This is a genomic window from Sphingosinicella rhizophila (genome assembly GCF_032378825.1).
Taxonomy (GTDB): Bacteria; Pseudomonadota; Alphaproteobacteria; order Sphingomonadales; family Sphingomonadaceae; genus Allosphingosinicella; species Allosphingosinicella rhizophila.
The window spans coordinates 143,232-168,144 of the sequence record NZ_JAVUPU010000007.1 but is presented as its reverse complement, the minus strand read 5'-3'; the positions used below and the strand labels follow the sequence as shown (position 1 = coordinate 168,144).

28 protein-coding genes are annotated in these 24,913 nt (G+C 63.1%); 15 read left to right on the top strand and 13 right to left on the bottom strand.

The genetic code is table 11. The features are described from left to right. The first annotated feature begins 89 nt into the window (after window positions 1–89). From RQX22_RS14465 to RQX22_RS14450, 4 genes are all read left to right on the top strand, one after another. Window positions 90–824, top strand: a complete 735-nt coding sequence (locus RQX22_RS14465) for a Crp/Fnr family transcriptional regulator (RefSeq protein WP_315727260.1) — start codon at window positions 90–92, stop codon at window positions 822–824. Then, window positions 817–981: a hypothetical protein gene (locus RQX22_RS14460; protein WP_315727259.1), complete on the top strand. Its 165-nt coding sequence runs from the start codon at window positions 817–819 to the stop codon at window positions 979–981. The genes RQX22_RS14465 and RQX22_RS14460 overlap by 8 nt, the downstream gene beginning before the upstream one ends. A 103-nt stretch (window positions 982–1,084) precedes the next feature. Continuing rightward, complete coding sequence (locus RQX22_RS14455) at window positions 1,085–1,726, top strand: ATP-binding cassette domain-containing protein (RefSeq protein ID WP_315727258.1); 642 nt, start codon at window positions 1,085–1,087, stop codon at window positions 1,724–1,726. Then, window positions 1,723–3,132 (top strand): hypothetical protein, encoded by a 1,410-nt coding sequence (locus RQX22_RS14450; protein WP_315727257.1) that lies wholly within the window; start codon window positions 1,723–1,725, stop codon window positions 3,130–3,132. Before RQX22_RS14455 ends, RQX22_RS14450 begins: the two co-directional genes overlap by 4 nt. Before the next feature lie 94 nt (window positions 3,133–3,226). Here the strand turns inward: RQX22_RS14450 and RQX22_RS14445 are convergent, their stop codons facing one another. From RQX22_RS14445 to RQX22_RS14435, 3 genes are all read right to left on the bottom strand, one after another. After that, the gene (locus RQX22_RS14445; RefSeq protein WP_315727256.1) at window positions 3,227–3,424 is read right to left on the bottom strand and encodes a hypothetical protein; all 198 of its coding nucleotides are present in this window, start codon (window positions 3,422–3,424) and stop codon (window positions 3,227–3,229) included. Between the two features lie 73 nt (window positions 3,425–3,497). Continuing rightward, window positions 3,498–4,898, bottom strand: a complete 1,401-nt coding sequence (locus tag RQX22_RS14440) for an NAD-dependent succinate-semialdehyde dehydrogenase (protein WP_315727255.1) — start codon at window positions 4,896–4,898, stop codon at window positions 3,498–3,500. Window positions 4,899–4,969: 71 nt separating this feature from the next. After that, on the bottom strand, window positions 4,970–6,589 hold the full coding sequence (locus RQX22_RS14435) for an alkaline phosphatase family protein (protein ID WP_315727254.1): 1,620 nt from the start codon (window positions 6,587–6,589) through the stop codon (window positions 4,970–4,972). A 387-nt stretch (window positions 6,590–6,976) separates the two neighbouring features. Here RQX22_RS14435 and RQX22_RS14430 point away from each other — a divergent pair, with 387 nt between their 5' ends. Then, window positions 6,977–7,294, top strand: a complete 318-nt coding sequence (locus RQX22_RS14430; protein WP_315727253.1) for a hypothetical protein — start codon at window positions 6,977–6,979, stop codon at window positions 7,292–7,294. Between the two features lie 84 nt (window positions 7,295–7,378). Here the strand turns inward: RQX22_RS14430 and RQX22_RS14425 are convergent, their stop codons facing one another. From RQX22_RS14425 to RQX22_RS14410, 4 genes are all read right to left on the bottom strand, one after another. Further along, window positions 7,379–7,750 carry an ammonium transporter gene (locus RQX22_RS14425; RefSeq protein WP_315727252.1) on the bottom strand — a complete coding sequence of 124 codons (372 nt, stop codon included), beginning with the start codon at window positions 7,748–7,750 and terminating at the stop codon, window positions 7,379–7,381. Continuing rightward, window positions 7,747–8,046, bottom strand: a complete 300-nt coding sequence (locus RQX22_RS14420; RefSeq protein ID WP_315727251.1) for an autorepressor SdpR family transcription factor — start codon at window positions 8,044–8,046, stop codon at window positions 7,747–7,749. Before RQX22_RS14420 ends, RQX22_RS14425 begins: the two co-directional genes overlap by 4 nt. Before the next feature lie 77 nt (window positions 8,047–8,123). Next, a complete protein-coding gene (locus RQX22_RS14415; RefSeq protein ID WP_315727250.1) occupies window positions 8,124–8,372 on the bottom strand; it encodes a hypothetical protein in 249 nt (82 codons plus the stop codon). 70 nt (window positions 8,373–8,442) lie between these two features. Then, window positions 8,443–9,051: a hypothetical protein gene (locus tag RQX22_RS14410; protein WP_315727249.1), complete on the bottom strand. Its 609-nt coding sequence runs from the start codon at window positions 9,049–9,051 to the stop codon at window positions 8,443–8,445. A gap of 454 nt (window positions 9,052–9,505) precedes the next feature. On the opposite strand from RQX22_RS14410, the gene rnk reads away from it, so the two are divergent. Beyond that, complete coding sequence (gene rnk / locus RQX22_RS14405) at window positions 9,506–9,922, top strand: nucleoside diphosphate kinase regulator (RefSeq protein WP_315727248.1); 417 nt, start codon at window positions 9,506–9,508, stop codon at window positions 9,920–9,922. A gap of 31 nt (window positions 9,923–9,953) precedes the next feature. On the opposite strand, the gene RQX22_RS14400 is transcribed toward rnk, so the two are convergent. Further along, complete coding sequence (locus RQX22_RS14400) at window positions 9,954–10,430, bottom strand: GNAT family N-acetyltransferase (protein WP_410001646.1); 477 nt, start codon at window positions 10,428–10,430, stop codon at window positions 9,954–9,956. Window positions 10,431–10,593: 163 nt separating this feature from the next. Between RQX22_RS14400 and RQX22_RS14395 the strand changes: the two genes are divergently transcribed. Then, window positions 10,594–10,770 (top strand): hypothetical protein, encoded by a 177-nt coding sequence (locus RQX22_RS14395; RefSeq protein ID WP_315727246.1) that lies wholly within the window; start codon window positions 10,594–10,596, stop codon window positions 10,768–10,770. 98 nt (window positions 10,771–10,868) lie between these two features. Here the strand turns inward: RQX22_RS14395 and RQX22_RS14390 are convergent, their stop codons facing one another. Continuing rightward, the gene (locus RQX22_RS14390) at window positions 10,869–11,237 is read right to left on the bottom strand and encodes a hypothetical protein (protein ID WP_315727245.1); all 369 of its coding nucleotides are present in this window, start codon (window positions 11,235–11,237) and stop codon (window positions 10,869–10,871) included. 613 nt (window positions 11,238–11,850) lie between these two features. Between RQX22_RS14390 and RQX22_RS14385 the strand changes: the two genes are divergently transcribed. The 4 genes from RQX22_RS14385 to RQX22_RS14370 all read left to right on the top strand — a co-directional run bounded on the left by RQX22_RS14385 (window position 11,851) and on the right by RQX22_RS14370 (window position 16,202). After that, window positions 11,851–13,011 carry a trypsin-like peptidase domain-containing protein gene (locus RQX22_RS14385; RefSeq protein ID WP_315727244.1) on the top strand — a complete coding sequence of 387 codons (1,161 nt, stop codon included), beginning with the start codon at window positions 11,851–11,853 and terminating at the stop codon, window positions 13,009–13,011. Window positions 13,012–13,078: 67 nt separating this feature from the next. Beyond that, window positions 13,079–13,756 (top strand): response regulator transcription factor, encoded by a 678-nt coding sequence (locus tag RQX22_RS14380; RefSeq protein ID WP_315727243.1) that lies wholly within the window; start codon window positions 13,079–13,081, stop codon window positions 13,754–13,756. A 28-nt stretch (window positions 13,757–13,784) separates the two neighbouring features. Then, a complete protein-coding gene (locus RQX22_RS14375) occupies window positions 13,785–15,128 on the top strand; it encodes a sensor histidine kinase (protein ID WP_315727242.1) in 1,344 nt (447 codons plus the stop codon). Between the two features lie 357 nt (window positions 15,129–15,485). Beyond that, window positions 15,486–16,202: a hypothetical protein gene (locus RQX22_RS14370; RefSeq protein WP_315727241.1), complete on the top strand. Its 717-nt coding sequence runs from the start codon at window positions 15,486–15,488 to the stop codon at window positions 16,200–16,202. A gap of 321 nt (window positions 16,203–16,523) precedes the next feature. Here RQX22_RS14370 and RQX22_RS14365 read toward each other — a convergent pair whose 3' ends face one another. After that, window positions 16,524–17,165 (bottom strand): PRC-barrel domain-containing protein, encoded by a 642-nt coding sequence (locus RQX22_RS14365; protein ID WP_315727240.1) that lies wholly within the window; start codon window positions 17,163–17,165, stop codon window positions 16,524–16,526. An 834-nt stretch (window positions 17,166–17,999) separates the two neighbouring features. Next, window positions 18,000–18,788, bottom strand: coding sequence for a NirD/YgiW/YdeI family stress tolerance protein (locus RQX22_RS14360; protein ID WP_315727239.1), 789 nt, complete (start codon window positions 18,786–18,788; stop codon window positions 18,000–18,002). A gap of 416 nt (window positions 18,789–19,204) precedes the next feature. On the opposite strand from RQX22_RS14360, the gene RQX22_RS14355 reads away from it, so the two are divergent. Continuing rightward, window positions 19,205–19,897, top strand: coding sequence for a helix-turn-helix domain-containing protein (locus RQX22_RS14355; RefSeq protein ID WP_315727238.1), 693 nt, complete (start codon window positions 19,205–19,207; stop codon window positions 19,895–19,897). Window positions 19,898–20,074: 177 nt separating this feature from the next. Here RQX22_RS14355 and RQX22_RS14350 read toward each other — a convergent pair whose 3' ends face one another. Then, window positions 20,075–20,515, bottom strand: coding sequence for a hypothetical protein (locus tag RQX22_RS14350; protein ID WP_315727237.1), 441 nt, complete (start codon window positions 20,513–20,515; stop codon window positions 20,075–20,077). A 249-nt stretch (window positions 20,516–20,764) separates the two neighbouring features. Then, window positions 20,765–21,154 carry a hypothetical protein gene (locus RQX22_RS14345; protein ID WP_315727236.1) on the bottom strand — a complete coding sequence of 130 codons (390 nt, stop codon included), beginning with the start codon at window positions 21,152–21,154 and terminating at the stop codon, window positions 20,765–20,767. 483 nt (window positions 21,155–21,637) lie between these two features. On the opposite strand from RQX22_RS14345, the gene RQX22_RS14340 reads away from it, so the two are divergent. The 3 genes from RQX22_RS14340 to RQX22_RS14330 all read left to right on the top strand — a co-directional run bounded on the left by RQX22_RS14340 (window position 21,638) and on the right by RQX22_RS14330 (window position 24,853). Further along, window positions 21,638–22,669: a glycosyltransferase gene (locus tag RQX22_RS14340; protein ID WP_315727235.1), complete on the top strand. Its 1,032-nt coding sequence runs from the start codon at window positions 21,638–21,640 to the stop codon at window positions 22,667–22,669. Window positions 22,670–22,724: 55 nt separating this feature from the next. Then, entirely contained in the window at window positions 22,725–23,159 is a 435-nt protein-coding gene (locus RQX22_RS14335; protein WP_315727234.1) for a hypothetical protein, read from the top strand. A gap of 206 nt (window positions 23,160–23,365) precedes the next feature. Beyond that, window positions 23,366–24,853, top strand: coding sequence for a serine hydrolase domain-containing protein (locus tag RQX22_RS14330; RefSeq protein ID WP_315727233.1), 1,488 nt, complete (start codon window positions 23,366–23,368; stop codon window positions 24,851–24,853). Window positions 24,854–24,913 lie beyond the last annotated feature (60 nt).

Sequence of the window (24,913 nt, the reverse complement as noted above, 5' to 3'; positions counted from 1 at the left end):
ACCAGCCGCCGGCTTCCGCCCGGCTCGCATCAACCCGTCAAAACAGCAAAAGCGACATGTCGGACTCCGCCCAATCCCCGTTGGAACCCATGCTTCGCAAGCTCGGCAAATGGGCCTCGTTCAACCACGAGGATCGCGCCGCCTTGCTGGCCCTGCCCCACAGCCTCGCGACCATGGCGCCGAACCAGATTATCGTCCGCGAGGGCGCCCAGCCGTCCAGCACCTGCCTGCTCCGTTCCGGCTTCGCCTACCGGCACAAGATCGTGAGCGGCGGCATGCGGCAGATCTTCTCGATCCACATGTCGGGCGACATCATCGACCTGCAAAATTCGCTGCTCGGCACGGCCGATCATAATGTGCAGGCGCTGACCCATTGCGACCTCGCCTTCATCCCGTCCGACGCCGTCAGGCGGATCGCGTTCGACCGGCCCACGATCGGCAGGGCTATGTGGTACGACACGCTGGTCGACGCGGCGATCTTCCGGGAATGGATCGCCAATGTCGGCCGGCGGGATGCCAAGACGCGGATGGCGCATCTGCTGTGCGAATTCGCGCTGCGGCTGGAGGCGGCGGGCCTGGGCCGGCACAATGCCTATGAATTGCCGATGACACAGGAACAACTTGCCGATTGTACGGGTTTAACCTCCGTACATGTGAACAGGATGTTGCGCGCGCTGGATCGGGAAGGGTTGATTTCCCGCACCAAGCGTTCGGTGATCATCGACGATTGGAAGAAGCTGGCCCGGGCGGGCGATTTCGAAAGCAATTATCTGCGCATCCCTCTCGCCAGTCCGCCTGCCACGAACGAGGCCGAATATGATTGAAACCGACAAGATCGAAGCGTTCATCCTGTCCGGAACGGCGTCGCCCGGGCGAATACTCGACATGGGGCGTGGCAGCCGCGAGCAGCAATTCAAATGCCAGGCCGCGCCACGGCTGCGGGTCGTCGAGCCGGTGACCGGGTCCAACACCCGCAGTTGAAGGCTGTGACCGACCCATGTCGGGCGCGTCCCGATAAAGGACGGCGCCGGGCGCGGCGAAAACAGGGCTTGCTGCTAGCGTATTAGCACACTAGCACACTTCCATGACCCTTTTGCAGCTCGATTTGGTTCGAAAATCCTATGGCCGCAAGCGCGTGCTCGACGACGTCACGGCCGGTTTCCCGATAGGGCTCACCTTGCTGATCGGGCCGAGCGGCGCCGGCAAGTCGACTTTGCTCCGGTTGCTCGCCAGTGCGGAGCGGCCGAGCCGGGGAACGATAATATGGGACGGCACGCCCCTCCCCGCCGCCCGCACCGCCCTGCGCCGTTCGCTCGGCTACGCGCCCCAGGCGGTCGAGCTGCCGGACGATCTCTCCGCCCGCGCCTTCGCCATGCACATGGCGGCGCTCAAGGGCCTGGATCTCGTCGCCGCCGATCGCCAGTTGGGCGCGATCACCGACGCGATCGGCCTGCATTCCGACATCGACAACCGCATCATCACCTATTCCGGCGGCATGCGCCGCCGGCTGATCTTCGCCCAGGCCCTGCTGGGAGCACCCAAGCTGCTGGCGCTCGACGAGCCGACGGCAGAGCTGGACGGCGAGACGGCCCGGCGGGTCGGCGCCCAGGTGATCGAGCAGGCCAAGAGCGCGGCCGTGATCGTGACCACCCATCTGGCCGACGAACTCGCCCAATATGCGACGCAGGTGCTGAGGGTCGATGAAGGGCGCGTGATCCCGGCATGAGCGCCGTCGCCGTCGCCCGATCGTCGCTCGTCACCAGCCTCAGCCGCTATTCCTACAGCTGGGGCCTGTGGCTGCTGCTGCTGCTCGCCCCGGTCGGCGCCCGCTTCATGATCGCGCCCGACGACGGCGCCGGAATCCAGGTCGCGATCGGCGGCCACCTTCCCTTCATGACCTCGCCGACGCTGGGCGTCACATTGGGCATCGTCGTGTCGACCCTGCTGCTGCCGATCGGCTTTCTCTACCTTCGGTCCAACGTCACCCGCGTTCAGCCCTGGCAGATCGAGGAAGTGACCGCGGCTTCGCGGGTCGCGATCATGCTCGGCCGCTTCGCCGCCGACGTCGCGATCCTGTTCGCCATGCTCGCCGCGCTGACCCTTGCCGGCTGGTTCCTCGGCTGGCTGATCGGTTCAGGACCGCTCAACGTCTGGCACATCACGATGGCGCTGTGGCTGGTCGCGGCGCCGCCGCTGATGCTGCTGGCGGGGATCCGCATCTTCTTCGATTCCCTGCGGATCACGCGCCGCGGTTTCGGCGAATTCCTCTATTTCTGCTTCTGGCTGGCCTCCATCGCGGTGCCCGCCGCGATGAGCGATACGGATCCGGCCTATCTGAAATCGACCTACGCCACCAACATGATCGATTCCGCCGGCTTCATTCGACCGCTGGCCGGGCCGGACCCGAAGGAAATGGGCCAATTCAGCATCGGCTCCACCGACATCGAACCGGGCCGCGTGCCGCTCGATGCCATGGCCGGGCTTCACGCCCCCGGCTATATGGCGTCCCGCCTCAGCTGGGCGGCGATCGCCGTGGCGCTCGCCGCCTTCGCGGGTCTGGTCTACCAGCCGCACATCGCCCGCAACCGCATCCGCAAGCGGGACCGTATCGCCCGTTGGTTCGCACGCACCCGCCCGCCGGCGCCGGCCGATCCTGCAGCCCCGCCCGCACTCCCGGCAGCCGTCCCCTTCATCGGCCTCGTAAAGGCCGAATTCCGGCTGATCGGCGGCGGCCGGCTTTTCATGCTGCTGGCGGCGATCGTCGCGCTGCTCGGACTCGGCGGAGACTATCGCGGCGCCGGAAGCCCGGCGGCCTTGCTGCTGCTGATCTTCGCGCTCACGGCCCAGGCCGGCCGCACCGAAGCACGCGGCCTGCGCCCACTGGCCGGCACCACTTTGCTAACGCCCTGGCACCGCCGTGCCGCCTTCGTGCTTGCCGGCATCCTCTGGGCCCTGCTTATGGCGTTTCCCGCCTGCTTCCCGGCTATGTCGGCCGAGCCTTTGCTGCTGGCTCTCGCCACCGGCGGCGCGGCTTCGCTGATCACCATCGCCCTGGCCGCGTTCAGCGGCAGCGCCTTCGCGCCCCGGATGGTGCTGCTGGTGCTCTGGTACGGCTATTTCTCGGCGTCCTGATACAGTGACCTGAGGCCGCGTCTCAGGCGTCGCCGAGAGCCTGGTCGTGTGCTTCTACCGGTGACGTGAATCAGGCCCTGTTCGAATGTTTGGACTATGGGTCCAGCGGCGCGCCCACGCCGACGCGCTGGGTCGCCTGCGGCCCGACATGATGACGCCACACCTTCTCGACCTCTCGGATCTGGGATCGGACCAACATTGTGTCGCCGATCGCCGGAACGTCCGCATTCACATAGCCGAGCAGAATGGACGCGCCTTTGTCGTCCGGTCCCCAAACCTCGTATTTCTTCACGTCACGCCTCTTCCTTGTCGCGTTCGGGCCCGCTCCTAATCGGGCGCTGGTAAAGGAAAGGTGGAAGCGTCGCTCATTCGGTCGCGACGGATCCCGCGACCGATCCGGCGGCCGGATGCATGATCGTTTTCAGGTTCATGAATTCGTGCATGCCATAGGGTCCGAGCTCACGGCCATGTCCCGACCTCTTGATGCCGCCGAACGGCGCCTCGGGCGACGATGCGAGCATCTGGTTGACCGCCGTCATCCCCGCCTCGATGCGCCGGATGAATTGCTCCTGTTCGGCTTCGTCCCTGGTCCAGACCGACGAGCCGAGGCCGAACGGAATGTCATTGGCGATCCGGATCGCATCGTCGAGATCCGCCGCCTTGAAGACCATCGCGATCGGTCCGAAAATCTCCTCGGCCATCAGCGGGCTGTCCAGCGGCACATCGGTCAGGACGCCCGCCGACAGGAAGGCGCCCGGACCCTCCGGGGCCTCGCCGCCGAACAGCAAGGTGGCGCCCAGCGCCTTCGCCTCCTCAACTTGCTTCAACACCGTGTCGCGCTGCTCGAGGCTGGACAGCGGCCCCATGTCGCTCGCCTCGTCGAACGGATCGCCCGCCTTCACCCGCCGCATCCCGTCGGCGAACCGTTCCAGGAAGGCATCGTAAATATCGGCATGGACGATCATCCGCTTGGCGCAGATGCAGGATTGACCGCTATTCTGGATGCGCGCCGTCACCGCCTGCTTCACCGCCGCGTCGAGATCGGCGGACGGCATGACGATGAAGGGATCGGAGCCGCCCAGCTCCAGCACCACCTTCTTGAGGTTGCGGCCCGCCGCCTCCGCCACAGACTTGCCGGCGCCCTCGCTGCCCGTCAGCGTGACGGCGGCGACCCGATCGTCCGCGATGATGGCCGCCACTGCGGAAGACCTGATCGCCAAATTCTGGAACAGGCCCTCCGGAGCGCCGGCCGCGAGCACCATTTCCTCCAGCAGTCCCGCCACGCCCTGGACGATACTGGCATGTTTGAGCAGGCCGACATTGCCGGCCATGATCGCCGGCGCCAGGAAGCGCACCACCTGCCAATAGGGAAAATTCCACGGCATGACCGCCAGCACCGGCCCCAGGGGAAGCCATCGCGTTTCGGCCGTGCCGCCGCCCGTCAAAGGCTGCATTCGCGGCGCCAGCATGTCCGGCCCGCGCTCGGCATAGACGCGGAACCCCGCCGCCGACTTTTCGACCTCGGCGTTGGCCGACCTGTAGGTCTTGCCCATCTCCAGCGACGCCATCCGCGCCAGCGCGTCCTTATTCTCCTCGAAGCAATAAGCGATATTGCCGAGCAAATCGGCACGGTCCTGGAGGCTGGTCTCGCGCCAGCGCCGGAAGGCCGAGGCGGCAAGGTCGAGCTTCCGCTCCAGCGCAGTGGGACTCAGTTCCTCATGGACCGCAATCTGCTCGCCGGTGGCCGGATTGACGCTTCTCAACATGAGCCCTTTCTCCTCTGCGAACGGCAACGCACGACAGCTCAGTGAGACGCATCTTGCGCCCATATTCACGATCAGCGGCAGCTCGACTCCGGTCCCTCGTCCAGGTCCAGGCAGCGGCCGTCGATCGTGCCCGGCGGGATGGGGAGCTTCAGCAGGACGGCCAGCGTCGGCATGATATCGACCGTTTCGACCGCGAGCATCTGGTCGAACGGCGCCATGCCCTTGCGCCAGAACAGGATGGGGACGCGCCGGTCGTAATCCCAGGGACTGCCATGGCTCGCGAGATAGTTTTTCGTGTCGAGATAGGCGACGATCCTGGGCCTCAGCATCACCAGAAAATCCCCGCTTCGTTCCCGATCGAAGGAGGCCTTGGCGCGGTCCATCAAGGTCCAGCGGTCGGGCGGGCCGACCGGCTGCGGCGCCGCGGCGATCTCGTCGGCCGTAAGAACGGCGGCGACATCGCGATGGGCGCGGTAGATCCGCACCGCTTCCGCAATCACCTTCCGGCGCAGACGGGGCTTCAGCGTCGGGTCGACATACATGTCGCCCGATGCGAGCTCGCCATGGAGCGGAGACGATTTCAGCCGAAACTTCTCCTTCAGCCTTTTGCCGACCGTTTCGAATGAAAGCGATGGATCGACGCGGGCCGCCTCCGTGATGCCATGCTCGCGGTTTCGTTCGGGAATGTCCTGGCCGCCATGATCGGCTGTCAGCATGACCAGATAGTCGAGGCCGGTCCTATCCAGCTCCTGGAAGAATTCTCCAAGCGCCTGGTCCAGCGCCAGCAGGTGCAGGCACATCTCGCTGCCCTGATTGCCGAATGTGTGGCCGACATAATCAGTGGCGGCGAGGCCGACGATCAAGAGGTCGCTCGCTTCGCCCTCCCCAAGACGCATCTCCCGACGGAGTCCGGAGGCGAGATCGAGCGTCGCCTGGTCCAGTTCCGGCGAGGCGCGAAAGACCTTGACGTTGCCGGCCGCGCGACCGAACTGCCCGGCCCCGACCTGGCGGTCGCCGCCATCGATCGCCACCGCGCGACGGCGCGCAACACAGGGCGCCGGCAGCGGCAGCGGATCCTGCGCCCGGGCGAGCGCTTCGGCGACGCGGTGGTTGGCACGGGCGGCGGCCGGCGAGGTGCCCGGTCCGGTAAAGGCCGAACCGCTCCACCACCAGCGCTGGTCCACGTCATGGCCGCCCATCATGACCGCCGTCCGATCCTTGCCGGCGACGGCCGCCACCCGGCTACGCGGGTCGGCGCGCTTCATATGGTCGCCCAGCGTCGGCACCTTCAGATGAACGGTGGAGACCTCATATTTCTCCGAACTGGTGCCGGGGACGCGCTCGTCCTCGGCGCAATAGATATTCTTGTCGGCGCGTGCCGCGCGCAGATCGAACCAATTGTTGGCGATGATCCCCGATCGCGCCGGCCGCACGCCGGTGAGGATGGTGGCATGGCCGGGACAGGTTTCGGTGGCGGCATGGGATTGATAGCCGGACGAATAGACGACGCCGTTCGCCAGCCGCGCCAGGCCGCCGGTGAAATGCCGGCGATATTGACCGAACAGATCGGCCGAAAACTGGTCGACCGAGACGGCGACCACCAATTTGGGTTTCGGGGCATCGCCCGCTGCAGCGGGCGCGGCCCAAATGCCGGCGGCGACCGAGAGGGCCGCGAACAGAAATGAACGCATCGGTCTGGACAATCCTTCTTCGCGCCTATGGAACCCGGCGTTCCGCGCGAAGCGAAGTGCCGCCAGTGGCAAGAGCTGCCTGCATCCTCCCGTACCCCTGCATAGCCGGAGACATGAACCACTTTATGACAGTGAAGCGGGAATTTTGCCCATGCGAAAATGAGGTCCGGAGCCGCCGGCGAGACCTGGATGGTCGGCCACTCTGCCTATCGTGGCGCACGCGCCTTCGGAGATGGTTCCTGCCGGCTGGACCGCCACGATTGGAACTCGGAGCGGTTCGCTTCCACGCAGTCCATGAGCAGGACCCGAACCGGCCAGCCGAAATGGCGGCGACGTTCGATCGGGACTATGGTAGGCTGATGACATGAACGTGGCGACCAACGCCTGATGATCGAGCCGCCCGCGGCCGAGGTCATGATCCTGCCGGAGGCGCCGCCCGGCCCGGAAGCGACGCGAAACCTGTTGCTCACGCTGCCGCCGCTCGGGCCGAGCTGCCAACGATCCGCCGCAGACGAAATCGTGGTCTGCGGTCGGCGCGACGACAATCGCCATGATTTCGGGCCACCCCTGCCGGAGGCACCGGTGCTGATGGACGATCTCAAAGGCCTGGTGAACGTCAGTATCGGATCGGTGCAGATCAAACCGGAAGCCGTTCACAGTCTTGTCAGCAACGGCAACGGGATTGCAGTGAAGATCCCGTTTTAGAAGTCTACTGCCAGACATGCGACGCCTTCCCGCGTTCCGAATATCTGCCGGGCGCAGCCGGGCAAGAGCTCCGGAACAGCCCGATCAGGCGGCGTTCGCCTTTGCCCGCAGCCACAGACCATAGCCGATCGTCACCGCTATGCCGGCAATGACCGCGCCGCTTCCGCCCACGACGGCGACCGGGATCGGGGCGAAGGCCCACAGGCCCGTATAGACGAGTCCGCTCAGCACGAACGACCATCCCGCCACCCGCGTGATCTGTCGGGCGCAGGCGCTCGGCGTTATGGTCTTGGGCATGCGATTGCCGAGCCAGGCGACCAGGAGTCCATTGGCGCCTACCACCAATCGTTTGACGGTGTCGTCGTCGACGAGGCCCTGCTGGCGCGCCAGGCTGGCGCCGAGCGCCAGGGTGAGGAGTCCACCGGCCCATAAGAGGGCGGGAATCGGCTCTTTCATGATCGTGCAGTCTCCTTCCTTGGCTCCGGCGTTTCCGCGCCGAGGCCGAACGAATGGACGAAGCCCAGCAGCGCCTCTTCGAGCACCGACAGCTTCAGGTGATAAATGACGGACTTGCCGGCCTTTTCGGCATGTACCAGATCGGCCTCCTTCAGCACCGCGAAGTGCGCCGACATGGTCGGCTTGGAGACGTCGAACCGGTCGCTCAGATCGCCCGCGCTCATCGGACCCTTGCGCAAAAGCTGCAGCACGCGCCGGCGGGTAGGATCGGAAAGGGCTCTGAAGACCTGGCTCATGATTCGACAATTAGCTAATTGTCTAAATGTGTCAAGAGGCCGGCTTTCAGCGCCGACGAAATATCACGGTGCCGGCGCTATCCGGCGCGATGCTCGTCCGGATTGGCCGACACCATCTCCACTTCCTGCCAGAGCACGTCCAGCAGGCCGGAAATCTCCTGAATATGCGGCACGTCGTGGCGGCGGACGTTGCGATATTTTACCGCGAGGAGAGATACTTCGGCCAGAATCAGCCGGGTGAGTTCGCCATGCGCGTCCAGCGAGGGAATGGCCTCATAGGCCTCGACCGCCTCAGCGCGGAGCAACCGATCGGTGGCGTCGATCATCGTCATGCTCCTTGAAGTGATTCGAGCCCGGCAACGCCGCCGACCGATCGAATCACGGCCAACAAAAAACCTAACCGACCAGACGGACGATCCCCATGCCGGCGGGAATCTGCGACACGGCCGCCGCGATCAGCGCCATGGCGAGCAGCAGCAGGGCCACCAGCCGGTAGACGCGGCCGCCGCTTGTGGGCTCCGATTCCTGCCGGACATCCTCCGGCGCGCCGAGCCAGGAGGGCGCGATCTTGCGGACGGCGCCCTCGCCCGTTTCGTCCGTCGCCGGCTCCGGCAGAATCTGGGTGGCACCGGCAGGTCTTATCGGCCTCGGTGGCTCGATCCAGGGCCGCTCCCCCACGGCACGGCCGCTCATGCCGGCCGCCAGCGTCAGTTTCTCCCGCGCCAGCGCGCCCAGTTGCGCTTCGAGCTCGCGCTGCATGACGCCCGGCTTTCCCTCGGCCGGCATGGCTTCGAGAAAGTCGCGTATCTGCCCGTCCAGCATGACGAGATCGTCGACCGTGGCCAAGGCTGTACGGCGGTCCCGGCGCTCCATCGCAAGTTGCAGCCGCACGACCTTGAGCGTGCTTGCCCGGACCAGCATCAGCCCTTCGGCCAGTTCGTTCCGGCCCACTGGTCGGCCCATGTCGCCGTCCGGTCGCACGGAAGCCATTGCCCCATCGCTCATCGTCTCACTCCCGCCGAAACAGCCGGCATGGCCAGACTATCGCTCTGCGTTCGGCGAGAAAAAAACCCGCCGGAGCCGCCGACGCGCCTGAACGTGCCGGGTGCGGGACGAAGATGCGAATCGGCGGCGTTTGCCTGTCGGGGGGCGGCGAACAGCGAGGCCCTGTCTGGCGCGACTCGGCGCACACCGTACTTCCACACCGGCGATCACGGGGCGATCGTCCGGAACGGCGGCGCGGCTTGTTGACACGCGCTCGCTCGAGCTTAGGCTGGACCCATGTGGGATGCACCATCCTTTGTTCGATTTTGCCTTCATGCGGGGCAAATGCTCGCCACTTCCTAGCCCCAGGCCGGCGCCGCCGAAGCGCGGCCGGTCTGGGGAGAGACTTGAAATCGACGAACCCGCGCCGGCCTGAGCGCATCGTCGCCATGAATTTCCTTCAGATAAGGACAAAATGATGCAGAAAGCTGCCACCCGGCCGGCCGACCCGCGGCCGCCGCTTCAGATCAGCGACACCGATCATGATATCATCGCCCGCCTGGCGCTCGGCATCGAAGGCCGGTCGCCGGACCTGTCCGGCCTGCTGCTGGACGAGATCGAGCGCGCCAGCATCTTGCCCGCCAGGGACCTGCCTGCCGATGTCGTGGCCCTGGGATCCGAGGTCGAATATCTGGATGATGCCAGCGGCACGGTCCGCCGTGTCCGGCTGGTCATGCCGGCGGAGGCCGATATCGAAGAGGGCCGCATCTCGATCCTGACGCCGGTCGGTGCCGGCCTGATCGGCATGCGCGCCGGCCACGAGATAGACTGGCCCTGCCCGGACGGCCGCCCGCGCACCCTGCGGATCCTGAAGGTAGACCAGCGGTCTTGATCCGCATCGGCTGCGAGCGGCTCCCCCTTCCCTACAGGGTCAGGTGGAGGAACTGGTTGAAGTCCGACCGGACATAATGTGCGAAGGGATCGCCGTCGGCAAAGCCCCGCGCCCGGTAGAGCCCGAGGGCCGGCTCGAAGGCTGGGCCGCTGCCTGTCTCCAGGCTCAACCTGGCAAGGCCGCGCCCCCGCGCCTCGGCAATGATATGGTCGAGCAGGGCAGCGGCGACGCCTTTACGCAAATGGCCGGGATCGGTCCGCATCGACTTGATCTCGCCGGCGTCGCCGCCCAGCAGTTTCAGCGCCCCGATGCCGGCAAGATCATCTCCGAACCAGGCCGTCCAGACCATTACCTCCGGCGCGCGCAAGCCCGAAAGATCGAGCGCGAATATATGTCCCGGCGGCGAATTGGCGTGCATGGCGGCAAGGTGAAGCGCCAGCAGCGCGCGCACCGCCTCGCCCGAAAGGTCGTCCCGCCTGATGGCCGGCACAGATGGCGCCTGGCGCATCATCTCCCCCGTCCCGGCTTTCCAAGTGCTTTCGGCATCGGCTCATTCCGCGATCGGCGCATGGCAACGAAGTCTTTCCATTTTGCCTGCCATGGATAGGCTGATACCGGACCCTACCGCGCCCGCGGTAGGGCATGAAGTGCATTTTGTGGAGAAAAGCGGAATGGAAATCGACAGCGAAGATCAGACATCGGAGCGGCTCGAGCTGGATTTCCTGGCCGCCCTCGTCGACGAACTGATGCGCGCCCTGCTGGCGAGCGGCACGATGACGCGCGCGCAGCTCCAGGAGATCGAGAATGCCGCCAGCCGCCGGACGGGCGCGCAACCCCGATCCTGGTAGCTGTGATCGGGGCGGAAATCATCGCTTCGCCCTGCACATGATCCGTCGGACGCCCTCCAGTTGCGAGCCCCCCGTGCGTTTCAGGACCGACGCACAGATCAGAAGTTGAAGTTCAGTCCCGCCGCGGCGACACGCTCGTGACGGCCGGCGAGGTCGCGCATCGGATGGCTGCGCGACAAAGCCGGCTCGCGGGATTTTCCCCGCAGCACCTTGAGCAGCCCGATGCGCAGATCGATATTGCGCGCGACCGGCAGGCTGCCGACGATCCCGTCACGCAACAAGGATCCGGACGGCGTCTCGGCGAGGGGTCTTTCGATCGGAACCCGGCGCGTCTCGCGCTTCAGAAAGGCCAGTGTATCGGGAAAAGGTATCGCGACGCTGCGGACGGCTGACCGGTTCTGGGCAATGGACTGAGGAGCGGCCAAGAGCGACGCCATGATCGTCAGGAACGCCCAGCATATCTTCATGCGATCGCCATCTCCTTGTCCCCATGGAAGAAAGCATGAGACCATGTTCAGGTTCCGCGAGGATCGGGGCCGGGCGACGTGAGAGCCCGCCCCCATCATGATGCCGGCCACTCCAGCGAATGGATCAGCCGGCGGTCCGTGCGCAACCGGCCATCGACAACAGGCAACCGGCACAGCCTTCATCCGTTTTGTTGAGTTTTAACCGGGAGTCGTTGAATGGCGTTGCAACAAACAACCCGTGAGGGAGCTCGCAGGCGCCGCGCGAAGTTCTGGATCGGCGTGGCAGCAGCCACTCTGCTATTCGCTATCGCCGCGATAGTCTACGTGGCCAATAATGAAGTTGATGAGGTCATTCCAGACCGGTCGGATCGGCTGCGCCAGGCGGAACGTGTATAACGCGCAGAGCCGCCGCGTGGGCATAGACCCGGCAGCGCCCTCCCCTACGCCAGCTCATGAGCATTTCTTGGCCAGGCGGCGCTTCCGGCCAACTCATGGAACATGATTTCTGAAGCGGGCAATCATTACATCAAATTAATCTCCGCCTCATTCTTGGGTAAAGGAGGCGGGCTATAAGTCTTGCCAGTTGAAGGCTCTTTTCTGGACAGGATATCAAATGAACAAGCGAGAATTCTCCATTCGACCCGCCGTCGCGGCTATTCTCCTCAGCACCTCCGCCGTTGCCGGTGTTGCCGGCGGCGCGGCACTGGCGAACAACGCAGCTTCTGGCACTGCCGAACTCGCCGCTCCCGGTGGGGCACAAATAGTGCGCGGCGGGGTCCACGCATCCTTGGCCGACATGGTCGAATCCGTCGGCCCAAGCGTGGTGCAGATTCAGGTCAAGCCCGCAGAGAAGATCACGCCGGCCAGCAGCCCCGGCATGACTGATCGCGAAGAAATGCTGCGTCGCTTCTTCGGCCAGACCCCGGAACGGGCGCAACCTCGCGGCGCACTGGGATCGGGCTTCATTGTCGACGCGTCGGGAATCGTGGTGACCAACAACCATGTCGTCGCCGATGCAGAAACCGTCACCGTGCAGCTCAGCGACGGGCGCGAGCTTTCGGGCCGCGTCCTCGGCCGTGACGACAAGACCGACCTTGCCGTAGTCAAGATAGACGGCGAGAACTTCCACACCGTCGCCTGGGGCGACAGCGATGCGACCCGCGTTGGGGACAGTGTGTTCGCGGTTGGAAGTCCCTTCGGCCTCGGCAACAGCGTCACTTCGGGTATCGTCTCGGCGCGCGGGCGCGAGATCGGTGCCGGGCCTTATGACGACTTCCTTCAGGTCGACGCAGCGATCAACTCGGGCAATTCGGGCGGGCCGCTGTTCGATGCCTATGGGCGGGTGGTCGGCGTCAATACAGCCATCGTCTCACCATCTGGCGGCAATGTCGGCATCGGCTTCGCCATCCCGGCGCAGCTTGCGCGGGAAGTGGTGACGCAGATAGTGGAACATGGCGGTGTTTCGCGCGGCCGGATCGGTGTGGCGCTGCAGACCTTCACGGGGCAGACGGCTGAGGCACCGGGTCTCGCGGAAGAAAAAGGGGCGCTGATTTCAGGTGTCGAGCCGGACGGTCCGGCGGCACTCTCCGGCATTCAGCCTGGCGACATCGTCCGGCGCTTCGGCAACAAGGCAATCGAGGATGCCGGCGACTTTGCCCGCGCAGTGGCCGACTCCAAGGGCGGAGCGATAGTCCCAGTGGAAATCCTGCGCGACGGGCGTCGGCTGAATTTGCGTCTGCGAATTGGCGGAAATGGCCAAGCACAGCACTCCTGACAACGCGGGAACCTCGACAGCATAAGGGCGCACCCCCTATTCAACGCCCTTTCGGAGCCGGTTCGCCGTGAAACTCCTGCTGATCGAAGACGACGAGAAGACCGCCGACTACGTCTCGCGCGGCCTTCGGGAGCTTGGCCACGCCTGCGACCGGATCGGTAACGGCGTGGACGGATTGGCGGCAGCTCTCGGTGATGTGCACGACGCTATCATCCTCGACCGCAACCTGCCCCAACTCGACGGTTTAGCCGTTCTTCGGGCGCTACGGGCGCAGGGCGACCGCACGCCCGTGCTGTTGCTCTCGGCGATGGGACAGGTTGACGATCGCGTCGCCGGCCTCAGGGCTGGTGGCGACGATTACCTCGCCAAACCCTTCTCGTTCCAGGAGCTAATCGCCAGGCTGGAGGCGATCACGCGGCGTCGGGCTGACGACAGGACGGGCAATGCGCAGATCAGGGTGGGCGGACTCACCCTCGACCTGCTGTCGCGTATTGCCAGCCGGGGCGGACGCCGGATCGAACTCAGCAATAAGGAATTCCAGCTACTCGAGTATCTCATGCGTCACGAAGGGCAGGTGGTTACGCGAACCATGCTGACTGAAGCAATTTGGGACTATGATTTCAGCCCAGGAACCAACGTGATCGACGTGCATGTCAGCCGCCTGCGAAGCAAGATCGATGGTGAAAACGAACCGGGAATGATCAGCACTATCCGTGGCGCGGGCTACCGCCTCGATGCGGTTTAGCCCGCCAGCCCTGTTTCGCAGCGCAGCGTTGAGCGGCGCGTTGTGGATCACGCTCATCGCGCTCGTCACGACCAGCCTCGCGCTGACCGTGCAATATGTGCAGACCGCGCGACTGCTGGAAGCGCGCACTCGTGCACTCGTCAACGACGAGGCGGCCAGTCTCGTCTCGCGCTATCGAGCCGCGGGGCTCAGTGGAATTGCCCAGGCAATTCGCCGGGAAGTGGAGGTGCCGCGGATCAACGAATTCCTTTACCTGCTGGCCACGCCAGGCGGCAGGCCGTTGGTGGGCAATCTCGCTGAATGGCCGAGCGCGGTGGATCATCCCGGCTATCATCGCTTCGAGACGGAAGTGTTCAGCGCCAGCGCCCCGGTACGCGAGAGCGCGATCGAGGCGCGGGCGGTCCTTCTGCCAGATGGCTTCCGGCTTCTGGTAGGCAATCTGTCGGACGAAAGCATAGTCCTGCAGGATCGCTATTTCTCGGCGCTGATCTGGTCGCTGCTCGCCACTGGTCTCCTCGGCCTGGCGCTCGGCTTCTGGTACAGCCGGCGCGGACTCGCGTTCCTGCGGGCCGCCTCGGACGCGGGTGAGCGCTTCCTGCGCGGCAAGCTGGATGAGCGCCTCCCCGCCCCCGACCGAGGAGACGAATATGACCGATTGGCGGCAACGATCAATCGCACGTTCGAAGAGATTGAGCGGCTGATCGGATCCCTGCGCGCCGCGACCGACGGTCTCGCGCACGATCTCAAGACGCCGATTACCCGCATCCGCGCGCGGCTCGAACTGGCGGAGATGCAACAGGCTGATGCTGAGGAATTGCATGCGGTCATAGCGGAGTGCCGTGACGACCTCGACGCCATTCTGCGCCTCATCCTGGATGTCCTGGAACTCGCCCACGCAGAAGCTATCGCAGATATCCCCCGCGAGCTGGTTCAGCTCGATCATCTCCTTCAAGAGGCGGTGGAACTCTACCAACCCCTGGCCGAGGATCGCGGCGTCGGGATCGAAGTCACCCTCGTCCCGGTGGCCCTGGCTGGCTCGCGCTCGCTTTTGGCACGCATGGCGGCCAACCTTCTCGACAACGCGATCAAGCACTCTCCCAAGGGGGAAACCGTGCGGGTTGATCTGACCGTGCAGGACGGTGCCGCCACCTTGACGATCGCCGATCGCGGACCCGGGATAGCTGAGACGCAGAGAGAGAGGGCCCTGCAGCGTTTCACGCAACTCGATGCCAGCCGTTCGCAGCCCGGCTCGGGGCTCGGTCTCAGCATCGTGGCGGCCGCGGCGCGTGTGCACAATGCGCAGGTGGTCCTGACCGATAACGAGCCTGGATTGAATGTGCGTGTACTTTTTCCGGAAACCGAGACGGCATAAGACGTCCGCGGCAGCGGGAGCCAAGGGGCTGATCGCCTGGGAAGGATCATGCCCGATCGCGCTTCGGCGCCCCTGACGGGGCTGCCAAAGCAGGTATGGCAGGCGGGAGATCAGAGGCTGCGCGCGAGGATCTGGAACGTGTGCTGCGGCTAACAGCTAGCATCCGGTGCCGCCGCCCCGCGATAGGCAGCCGAGAGGCTCCATGCCTGTAATTGACAAAGGTCAATTCGGATCGACGTCCGGCTGCGGTGTGCGTTCTTCCTTCATATTCATGGCAGGCTCTCCGTCGTGAGCATCGGTGCCGCCGCCGCGTATCGGCCGCAATGCCAGGTTCGCCCATGAGCAAGAGAGGAGATTATGATGAAACTGAAGTCGCGATTATCCCATCCGATTATTCCTAAACTTCGCCCTAAACCCAATGCGCTGATCACTTCGGGTATCCTGGCGCTGCTGACGTCCACACCTTATGCTCAGGCAGCCTCCCAGGAGCAGGCAGCCCTCGCGGGTCACAGAGTCGTGATGAGTACCGACAATTTCGACAGGTGGGACGGACCGGCACGGATAACGTCTGAACTGACGCCGATAGAGGTCGTGGTCGAAAACCACGGAGACGAGCCAGTGCTGTTCTCGTACGAGCGTCTGCGCCTGGTGGGACGGGATGGGCAATCCTTCCGCGCGCTGCCCCTCTTTCATGTAAAACCGTCAACGGAGGGCGAACCCCAGCTTAGCGCGCCCTTCGAGGTACGCCGGCTCAAATTCAAGACGTCAGGGTTCAGACTCGCCGGAACCTATCGGGAAGCCTATCGCGGAATCACTGTGGCCAAGGGCGAGGTCGGCCTCAATCCGGCTTATTATACGCTCTACGAGACGAGTTATGGCGGAAAGCCGCTTCCCACGACCGGGATGCGCCGCCGTGGTCTCCCGGAAGGCATCATCGATTCAGGCGGTCGTGTCGAAGGCGCGTTGTTCTTCGAAGAAGTGCCCCGCTCCGCCCGGCCATTGGTGCTGCGATATGAACTGATCAACCCGAGCACGGGGAGAGCCCTCGGAATCGCGGAAACCTCCGTCGACTGAACATGTTGAACGAGCGTTTCGCTGGCCGTACGTCCAAAGCTGCGGCGGAGGACGGCAATGAATGAGCTAGACCACCGGCAGGGCGAAAGCAGCAATCGGTCAGATCAGCCCGCTTCAGGCAGATCACCAGTTATCTCGAGAATTGCCGCCGGATCCGTAGGCGTCGACTGCCTGACCCTTGAGATCGGCGTCGAACACGGACGGGGTCGATCCCCCATTCTTCCTTGTCTTCCGCCGTCGGTTTCTCGACCTTGCCCGAGAACATTGATCAGGATTGCATGATCGAACCTGAGCATCGATGGGCTGCCCGATTCATGGCTATCACGCAACTCCACTTGCCGTTGCTCCTGGCAGGTACGATGCAGACGAATGCGCTCGAGCGCCGCCTGTGCTGCCATTGTTCCGCGCGTTTACCGGTCGATAGAAGAGGATTACCCGCTGCCGATATTCCGGGCTGAATTCGGGCTGGTCGTCGGATTCAAACCGCGGGGCTTCCTCAAGATCCTCCTTGGTGATGTCAAGCATGTACCCGCCCTTCGCTTCGTCATAGTCGAGAAGCAGCCAAGGCAGCGGAAAAAGGCTTGTGCCGAAACCGAATGAGCCGCCGAAGCGCATCACCGCATAGGCGACCCGGCCCGAATATTTGTCGACCATGAAGGAATCGATGCTCCCGATCTTCGTGCCATTGCGGTTGACTACGCGAGTCCCTTCGACTTTCCGTGATGAGATCAGCCGGACGTTTTCATCAGTTTCGAGTCGATATTGAAAATCCGAGTCATCGCCGTCGTGCCGGGTCACCTTGCGGCCGGCCAAGGCCACTCCCGCGATCGCCGCCGCAGCACCCACGCCCAGACCAATACGGCTCCAGTTCCAGGTCATCTGCTGTTTTTGCGCGTCCAAGCTTTTGGCACTTGAATTTGCGGCTCCAGGGTCTTCACGCGCGTCTGTCTTTGTCATTTCCATGACGGTTGTCCTTGCTTTCAGTAATTATTTCGGGCCACCGCGAGAGATCATCACAACCTCCGAAGATACGGCGACTGCTATTGCTCTATTTCTGTAGCGCCCGTTCTGTCTCCACCTTACCGGTCAACACGACGTTTCTCGGAAGATCGGTGGCCGGTCGCACCGTAACTTGCCGCGCATCGAAGAAAAGGCAATTGCCTGGGTACAAGGTCAGAGTGTTTATCTGGTCCCAGGTAACACGAAGCGGGTATCCGCGATCGGGCGCGTCCACGCCCTGGGGAGGGGGTAGACATAGGCTTACGTCGCGTGGTGTCGTATAGCGGATGATCTCTCTATCATCCCGTGAATCGAGCCAGAATGTGCCGGGTTCTGCCAAGCTGCGCGACCACCGCATTGTGGGGCTGCGCGTATCGCCTTCGAGATGTTGGGCCAAGGCTGGGGGTGCGACAAGGCAGATCGCAGCGACAGCCACATAGAAATGTCTTTTCTTGATCATAAAGAATCTCCTTATAAGAAGGGACAATGCCGACATTGGGGCGTTGGCCGGACAACCGTGCGTCGTAGGCGGGACCACGCAATGTCTCACACATTCATAACTCGCACATCGACATGCCGTTTCGAGAATTGAGGAAGGTCAAGGGTGCCTGGAAGCACCTTTCAGAACATGACCATTTCAGACTCAAGCTAAAGCATGTTTCATGGTCTCGACATTCGAATGAGCCTGATCAGAGTCATCGAACAGGAAAATATATGACTGTACATGCCGAAGGAAATAACTTGTCCGGACGACAACGCCTTTCAGCGACTTTAGGGTTAGTAGCCAGCGCCCCCGCGTTATAGCCGGGTAGAGGTACTATTCGTCCGCTCTTGATCCTGATCCCCGTCTGCACCGGCGGTTATGTTTTCGCTTTCACTCGCGCCGTCACTGATCTTCGTCTTGTCCTTGGCTAGGATCACGATCCCCTCCGCCATTATCTCCGATTTCTCCCGTGGGTCTAGATCGAGGTTGCCCCAGACATAAACTCGGTCGCCAACCTTCACCGCAGGCCTCTTGCTTGCCGTGATCTTCGAGGTGTCCACTCGGGTTGCCGTCATACCCGATCCAATAGTAAATTCTTGTCCTTCCACTGCGGTCACGTAGCCAGTTGTGTCGCTGGAGGATGGGCTGGGTGGTACGTAGACGGTGCTGGGGAGAAGATCTTCTTCGTCGGCCCCGCTCGCATAGAAATAGGTATTCAGGTTCTTCGCGTACACGCTGCTGGCTTCGATCCGCTTTGCCCGCCAAAGATCGCTGTCCACCTTGCCGGTGACTACTACGGGATCTCCTGGCGCAAGGGCCTGGCCCTCACGGTACCAATCCCAATCGTCCATCTCGACGGTGACAGTGTCGCTTCCATAATCGAGAACGAATGAATCTGTCGTGGTGCTGACGACAGTGCCGTTGAGATTTATCCAACTCTGGTCGGTAGCAGCAGCCAGCCTGGTTTCCGGATCAAGGGTTCCGACGGCAAGCTCGTCGCCAGTCACGGCCTCTCCATTTCGATCATTGTCGTCGCAGGCTGCGACCAGCATCAAGGGCGCGGCCACCAATGCTAGGCTGGTTGAAGGAATCCGGACCATCATTGTCTCCTGGTGAATATCTCAAACTTCGAGTGCGGACGCAGGCCGGCGGGGCAGTTGCCGACGGTGCCGAGGCACCGGAAAATAGCTTTTCTTCTCTCGCGCCCTTTCCGATTTCGTAGGGAGCGGCGCTACGTCGTTGCCAAACGAACAACAAATATCGGTGGCCACCGTTGCAAGACTTGACGCCGGTCAAGTCTCGGGGCGGATCAAGCCGCATCGTTCGTTGCGATCGCACCGGGCATCTGCCGCAAATCATCGTGGAACAAGCGGAGCCGAATGCAATTATAATATCTGTATCGGGGCCCACACGCATTGCTCATGAGCAGGTGTGGCGGTCTCAATCTCGAAAATCCGCCTGCAAGGAATCCTGAACGATCGCTACGAGGACAATGCAAAGGGTGAATTTGGAGACGGCCATGGCACAGCCGCTCTTCCTGGACATGAATGAGAAGCAAGTGGCCCGTGTCCTGCAGTTCGGCACGATACAGAGCTACCCGCGGGAAACGATATTGTTCAAAGAGGGCGATCGCCCCGACTTCCTCCACCTTCTGATCGGGGGGATCGCCGAACTGTACAAGGGCGAAAGCCCGCATGAGTGCGGGCTCGTCCTGCTCACGCAGGGCGACGTCTTCATGCCGGCGGCATCTCTTTTCGACGAACCCTATCTGAACTCGGCAAGGACCCTGACCAGCGCGACGGTGCTGTTGCTTCGAGCCGATGTTGCACGCCAGGAACTCACCCGTTGCCACCAATTCGCGATCAACGTCAGCCGGGTCCTTGCCGGCCAATTTCGTATGGCCACGCGCCAGATCATAGACCTGAAATGCCGAAGCGCTCCTCAGCGTCTGGCTGCTTTTCTTCTTCGGCTCATAGAAGAAAGCGATATACCGGAAGCTGCAGTACTTCCTGTATCGAAGCGCCACCTCGCTTCGCGGGTCGGCATCGCTCCAGAGACCTTGTCCCGAACCTTTCAGATACTCGCCGATAACGGCCTATTTGTACGAGGTACGAAGGTGCTAGTTCGCGATCGCGAGAAAATCGACGAGTTTTGCGGCCCCGAGCCTTACCCGGACCCCGCTGAGACCAAGTTGCAGGTCTACGCCTTATAGATGTGAGCTTTCAGGAGGTTGTTCATCCGGCCTGACCGGACCAGATTGATGTTGCAATACGTCAGCGCTGGAGGAACGACCGGATGAACATCCACGCTGCCCAGTCGAGCCGAGATCGTCCGGCGCGTGATGGTGCGCACGATTGTCGGGCCGGGGTCGAGTGACGAGCCAGCACCCTCAAGCGCCCGCGGTCGCACCAGTTATGCACTTTCGCACCAACTCCGGAATGAGCGGATCAGCGGGAAGCACAAGCGGCTGAGAGCGCCCGACTGTGATCGAGATGGCACCCTCGAAGTCGCGAAGGCGCGTGAACAGTTCGGAGTTGAAGGGCAGCTGTGCACGAAGCACAGGCCCGTTGTTCGACACTTCATTCGTCGCCAGTGATTCCCGGGCGTCTCCGAACGCAATTTCCATCATGCGATGTGGTCCGCTCGGGAGCAGGCGGCGGCGCTCCAAAACAAGTCCGTCCCGAGTGTCGCAGAACATTGCAAAGACCGGCCCGCCTGCAACAGGGTCGAAGACGATCGCTTTCCTCCCGGCGACATCGCCCTCCACCCATTCTCCAGCTTCCGGTCGCGAGGGATCTGCCGCCACAGGGTCTACGACCGGATCGATCATATTATAGACCCCATCTGTTTCGGCAGGGGTAGGGTCCGGATCTTGTGTATCTGCACAGGCAGTCAGCAGAAATAGAGTTAGAAAGGCGCTTCTGACACTCATTTGATATCTCCGAATGCTCGATGGCTGAGAAGATGGGAGCGGACCATGCCGTGACGGCAGTTGTTCTGCTATTTCTCGGGGCTCGCCGTTCCAGGTAGATGTGCTTGCTCGGGAGATGCACCGAAGCCACCTGACCGATGTTTTCGATCAGCCGGTGGCAATGCCCTCGGCTTTCGACTCACAGGTTCCGTACCATTCGACAAATTTCTGGGGCCGCGATGGAAGGGTCGAATCAGTGACCGGCTCGAACTTCACCCATCGTCCTGGATCGGTTGCAGCGATGAAGCGACGCGGAACGATGACTGTGCCATCCGCGCGGCGGCCGCCTACCCTGCCGCACACAATGGTATCTCCATCGAGCGGCTTGCCCACGAACATCTCCGTGAACAGCGCGGCTTCCTCGGTAAGCCCCAGTTGCTCGCGCACCCGCTCTTTCGCCTCCTCCTGGATTTCGGCTGTGCTCAAGCCATTCTCCTTGCACGAGCCCATCAGTATCAACGTGCTCAGCGCAAGACCCACCAGCCAGTTCCTCATCATCTAATGTGATCCTTTCCGCGGCAAATTGAGCGCATCCAAGAGCCTCCACCACACGTATGGAGAGCAGGGGCGCCCTCCGTGCACAGACCACACGTTCCGCGCGGGTGCGGGTGTCTAATGCTGCCGATACAACTTGCCTGCCCATCGGTTTTCTCCAGATGTTGCCGGTCAAGGCTCAAGGCCTGCTAGAAAGCCAACCAGTATCCTGCTTTGTTGTTCCGTTCATGATTTCCGTCGAATTATGCTCGGAATGTTGGGGAGTTCGGGGCTCAGGAGCAGCCCCGTTCAGTCCTAGCCTACCTGGAACGGTACTGTTTGATAGGGGTCGCTGCGCGGTCGCTCCTGCCTGCAGCGACGCCCTTCCTGACATTGGACGAGCCGTCTTCAAGGTGCGAGGCTGCATTGCTCCAAGCGCAGCTTTCAGGCCATAATCACGGCGGAGAGACATATGGGGCAGTATCAACGAGCGGCAGTCAGGACGGCATGACGCGTATTTCGGTCGCACTGGCGACATATAATGGCCAGCGCTTCCTGAAGGCCCAGCTCGACAGCCTCGCCGCCCAGCGTCACCTGCCACTGGAGCTCCACGTCGGTGATGATGGTTCGAGCGATGACAGCCTGGCCATATTGGAGGAATTCGCACGCCACGCGCCCTTCCCCGTCTTCGTCCGGCGCAATCCCGAACGGCTGAACGTCACCGCCAATTTCATGATGACGGCCTCGAGATGCAGCGGCGACTGGATCGCCTTTTGCGACCAGGACGATGTCTGGCTGCCGGACAAATTGGCCGCCGTCGCCGCCGGCATCGCCGCGTCGGGACCGGACCTGCGGCTTGTCGCGCATAATGCCGTCATCACCGACGAGGATCTGGGCGCGAGGCATTTGAAGGCGCATTGGTGGGGAACCAAGCTGATGCCCAGGCTGACCCTGCCGCCGCATTGGGCATCGGCGGGCTTTTGCCAGATCTTTCACCGGCGGCTGATCGACGATGTGCCCTGGGTCGGCGATGCCGGCAACGGCCGCGACGGGATATTGAACACGCACGACCGCTGGATTCCGGCGCTGGCGCTGGCGACGGGATCGGTCCTGTTGCTGGGTGAGGCGCTTGCACTCTATCGGCGTCACGACGCCAATGTCTCCCCCGACACGACCCTCGAGGCGGTGAGCAGGACCGGTTGGCTGATGCGGGCACTGGGCAATAACGGCTCGCTCTATGCGAAGCAGATCCGCGAAACGGGATGGACGGCGGATTTGCTGGAGGAAGCGGCCGGTCGTACCCACGATGCGGAGACGAAGTTCCTGCTCGGCGACGCCGCCGCGAAGATCAGGATCTTTTGCGGCCACCTCGCCGAGCGCGCCGGAATCTACCGAAAGCCGCGCCTGGCGGATCGGCTTGGCCACATGGGGAGGCTGATCGCCGGGGGCGGCTATGCCCGCTCCCGGGTGTGTAGCTTCGGCCCGCGCGCCATGATCAAGGATCTCGCTTACGCCGCTCTTCCCTTCCGGAGGGACTGAAGCCGCCGGCACCGCAAGCACACAAAGGCTTGTGGCGCGATCCCACGGCTCTAGAATGGCTGCGATGTTTCTCGAGAAGATCGACCATTGGATCGGCAAGACATTGTTCGTGCCGCCGATCATCCGCCTCTGCCAGGCGACGCGCCAGAGCCAATATGCCGTGTCGCGCCTGTTCTGGTTCGTCGCCGCGCTCGACGGTTTCTATCGGGCCGACACCTGGCTTGCCTCGATCATTTTCGGCGGCCTTTCCATCATCATGATGGTGACGGCCTCGCTCCGCGCCGACATGCCCACGACCAGCATGTTCTGGTTCCGCATCCTGGCCATCATCTTCCTGCTGCTCGACATCCTCCAGGCGGCAGCGACCGGCGCCTGGGCCGGAATCGAATTCTGGCTGATCGTCCTGGCCGCGGAATATGCCTCGACCATCCGAACCATCCCCCCGCGCGAGGCCGAAAAGGCGAGGAAGACCGTGACGCGCCCGTCCTGATTCCGTTTTCCGTGGCTTCCGGATCGTCAGATCGTTTCCGTCCGGCTTGAAATCGATCCGGCTTTTCCAGGAAGGAATTCGGGCTCCCGATTGCGCGGCCTTCGGCGTCGTGCAAAGTCGTCGGCGCAGGAAAACGAGCGAGGGGGAAGATCGGCATGTGGCAGCAAGCGAACGGACGACGGCGGGGGCAATGCCAATCGAGAACAATGTCCCGCCTTCATCGCCTGCTGGGTTTGTGCTTGCTGGCCCTGTTCGCCGTCGCAGCCCCGGCGCAGGCGCGGGACCGGTTCGATCCCGTCCGATCCTATATCAGCGACCAGTTGAAGGACGGATCGATTCCGTCGGTCGCCGTCGCGGTGGTCGAAAATGGCCGTGTCGTGTGGGAAGAAGGTTTCGGCTGGGCCAATCGCGAAAAGCGGATCAAGGCCGATCCGGACACCTTATATTCCCTCGCCTCCATTTCGAAGCCCATCACGGCAACGGCGATCATGACGCTGGTCGAAGCCGGCAAGATCGACCTCGATGCCCCGGCCAATGACTATCTCGGCTTCGCCAAGCTCACTGCCCGTGTCGGCGATGCCCGCGCGGCGACGGTCCGCAATGTGCTCAGTCATTCTGCCGGCCTGCCGCTCCACTATCAATTCTATTATGTCGACGAAGACCATGTCGTGCCGAGCCGCGACGACACCATCCTGCGCTATGCGCACCTTATGACCCCGCCGGGCGAGCAGTTCGAATATTCCAACCTCGGCTATGGCATACTCGACTATATCATCGCCCGCGCCTCCGGCCGTGCCTATGCCGATTATATGCGTACCGAGGTCTTCCTGCCGCTCGGCATGACCCACAGTTCGATCGACATCGGCCCCGGTCTCGAAGCCTATGCGGCCGAACGCTACGACCAGGACGGCAAGCCGATTCCCTTCTACGATTTCGACCATGCCGGCGGTTCGGCCGTCTATTCGAGCGCCCGGGACATGGCGCGCTTCGCCTTGTTCCACATGAAGGCCGGGCCGGCCGACCAGAAGGCGATCCTCTCCGCCGCAGCGATCGATGCGATGCACCGGCCGGCGATCCGGTCCAATCCCAAGGAGCCGGAAGCCTTTTACGGGCTCGGCTTTTCCGGCAATCGCCGGAACGGCTATCGGATGATCAGCCATGGCGGCGGCATGGGCGGCGTTTCCACCACCATGACCATGTTCCCGGATCAGAAGAGCGCGATCATCGTCCTTACCAACAGCCGCAACACATTGCCCGGCCACCTCGTCGACAGGATCGCGGCGACCCTGTTCAAGGGGTGGAAGGCCGTCGATCCGCCCACCGAGACGAAGCCGGCGCCGCTCGTCCCCCCCGCCGAACTGACCGGTCCATGGCAAGGGAAACTATCGACCTATGCCGGAGAAGTCCCCGTCCGGCTCGACGTCGCGCAGGATGGCGAGGTGCGCGGCACGTTCGGCGACCAGGCGACGGCATTGGTCGAAAATCCGCGCTTCGCCGACGGCGTCTTCACCGGCACGATCGGCTCCAGGATCGCAACATCCGACACCGATCTTTACGACCACAAGATCCAGCTCAAGCTGCGCCTGCGGGGCAGCCGGCTGGAAGGGGCGGCGACCGCGGTTGGAACGCCCGGACCGCGCGTCCGCAACGCGCTCAGTCACTGGCTGTCGCTTGGGAAATCGACTTCTCCCTGAGCGGCAAAACTTGATTTGCATGACAGATTGGCTTATTTGTCATGCAAGGTCGACAGGAGC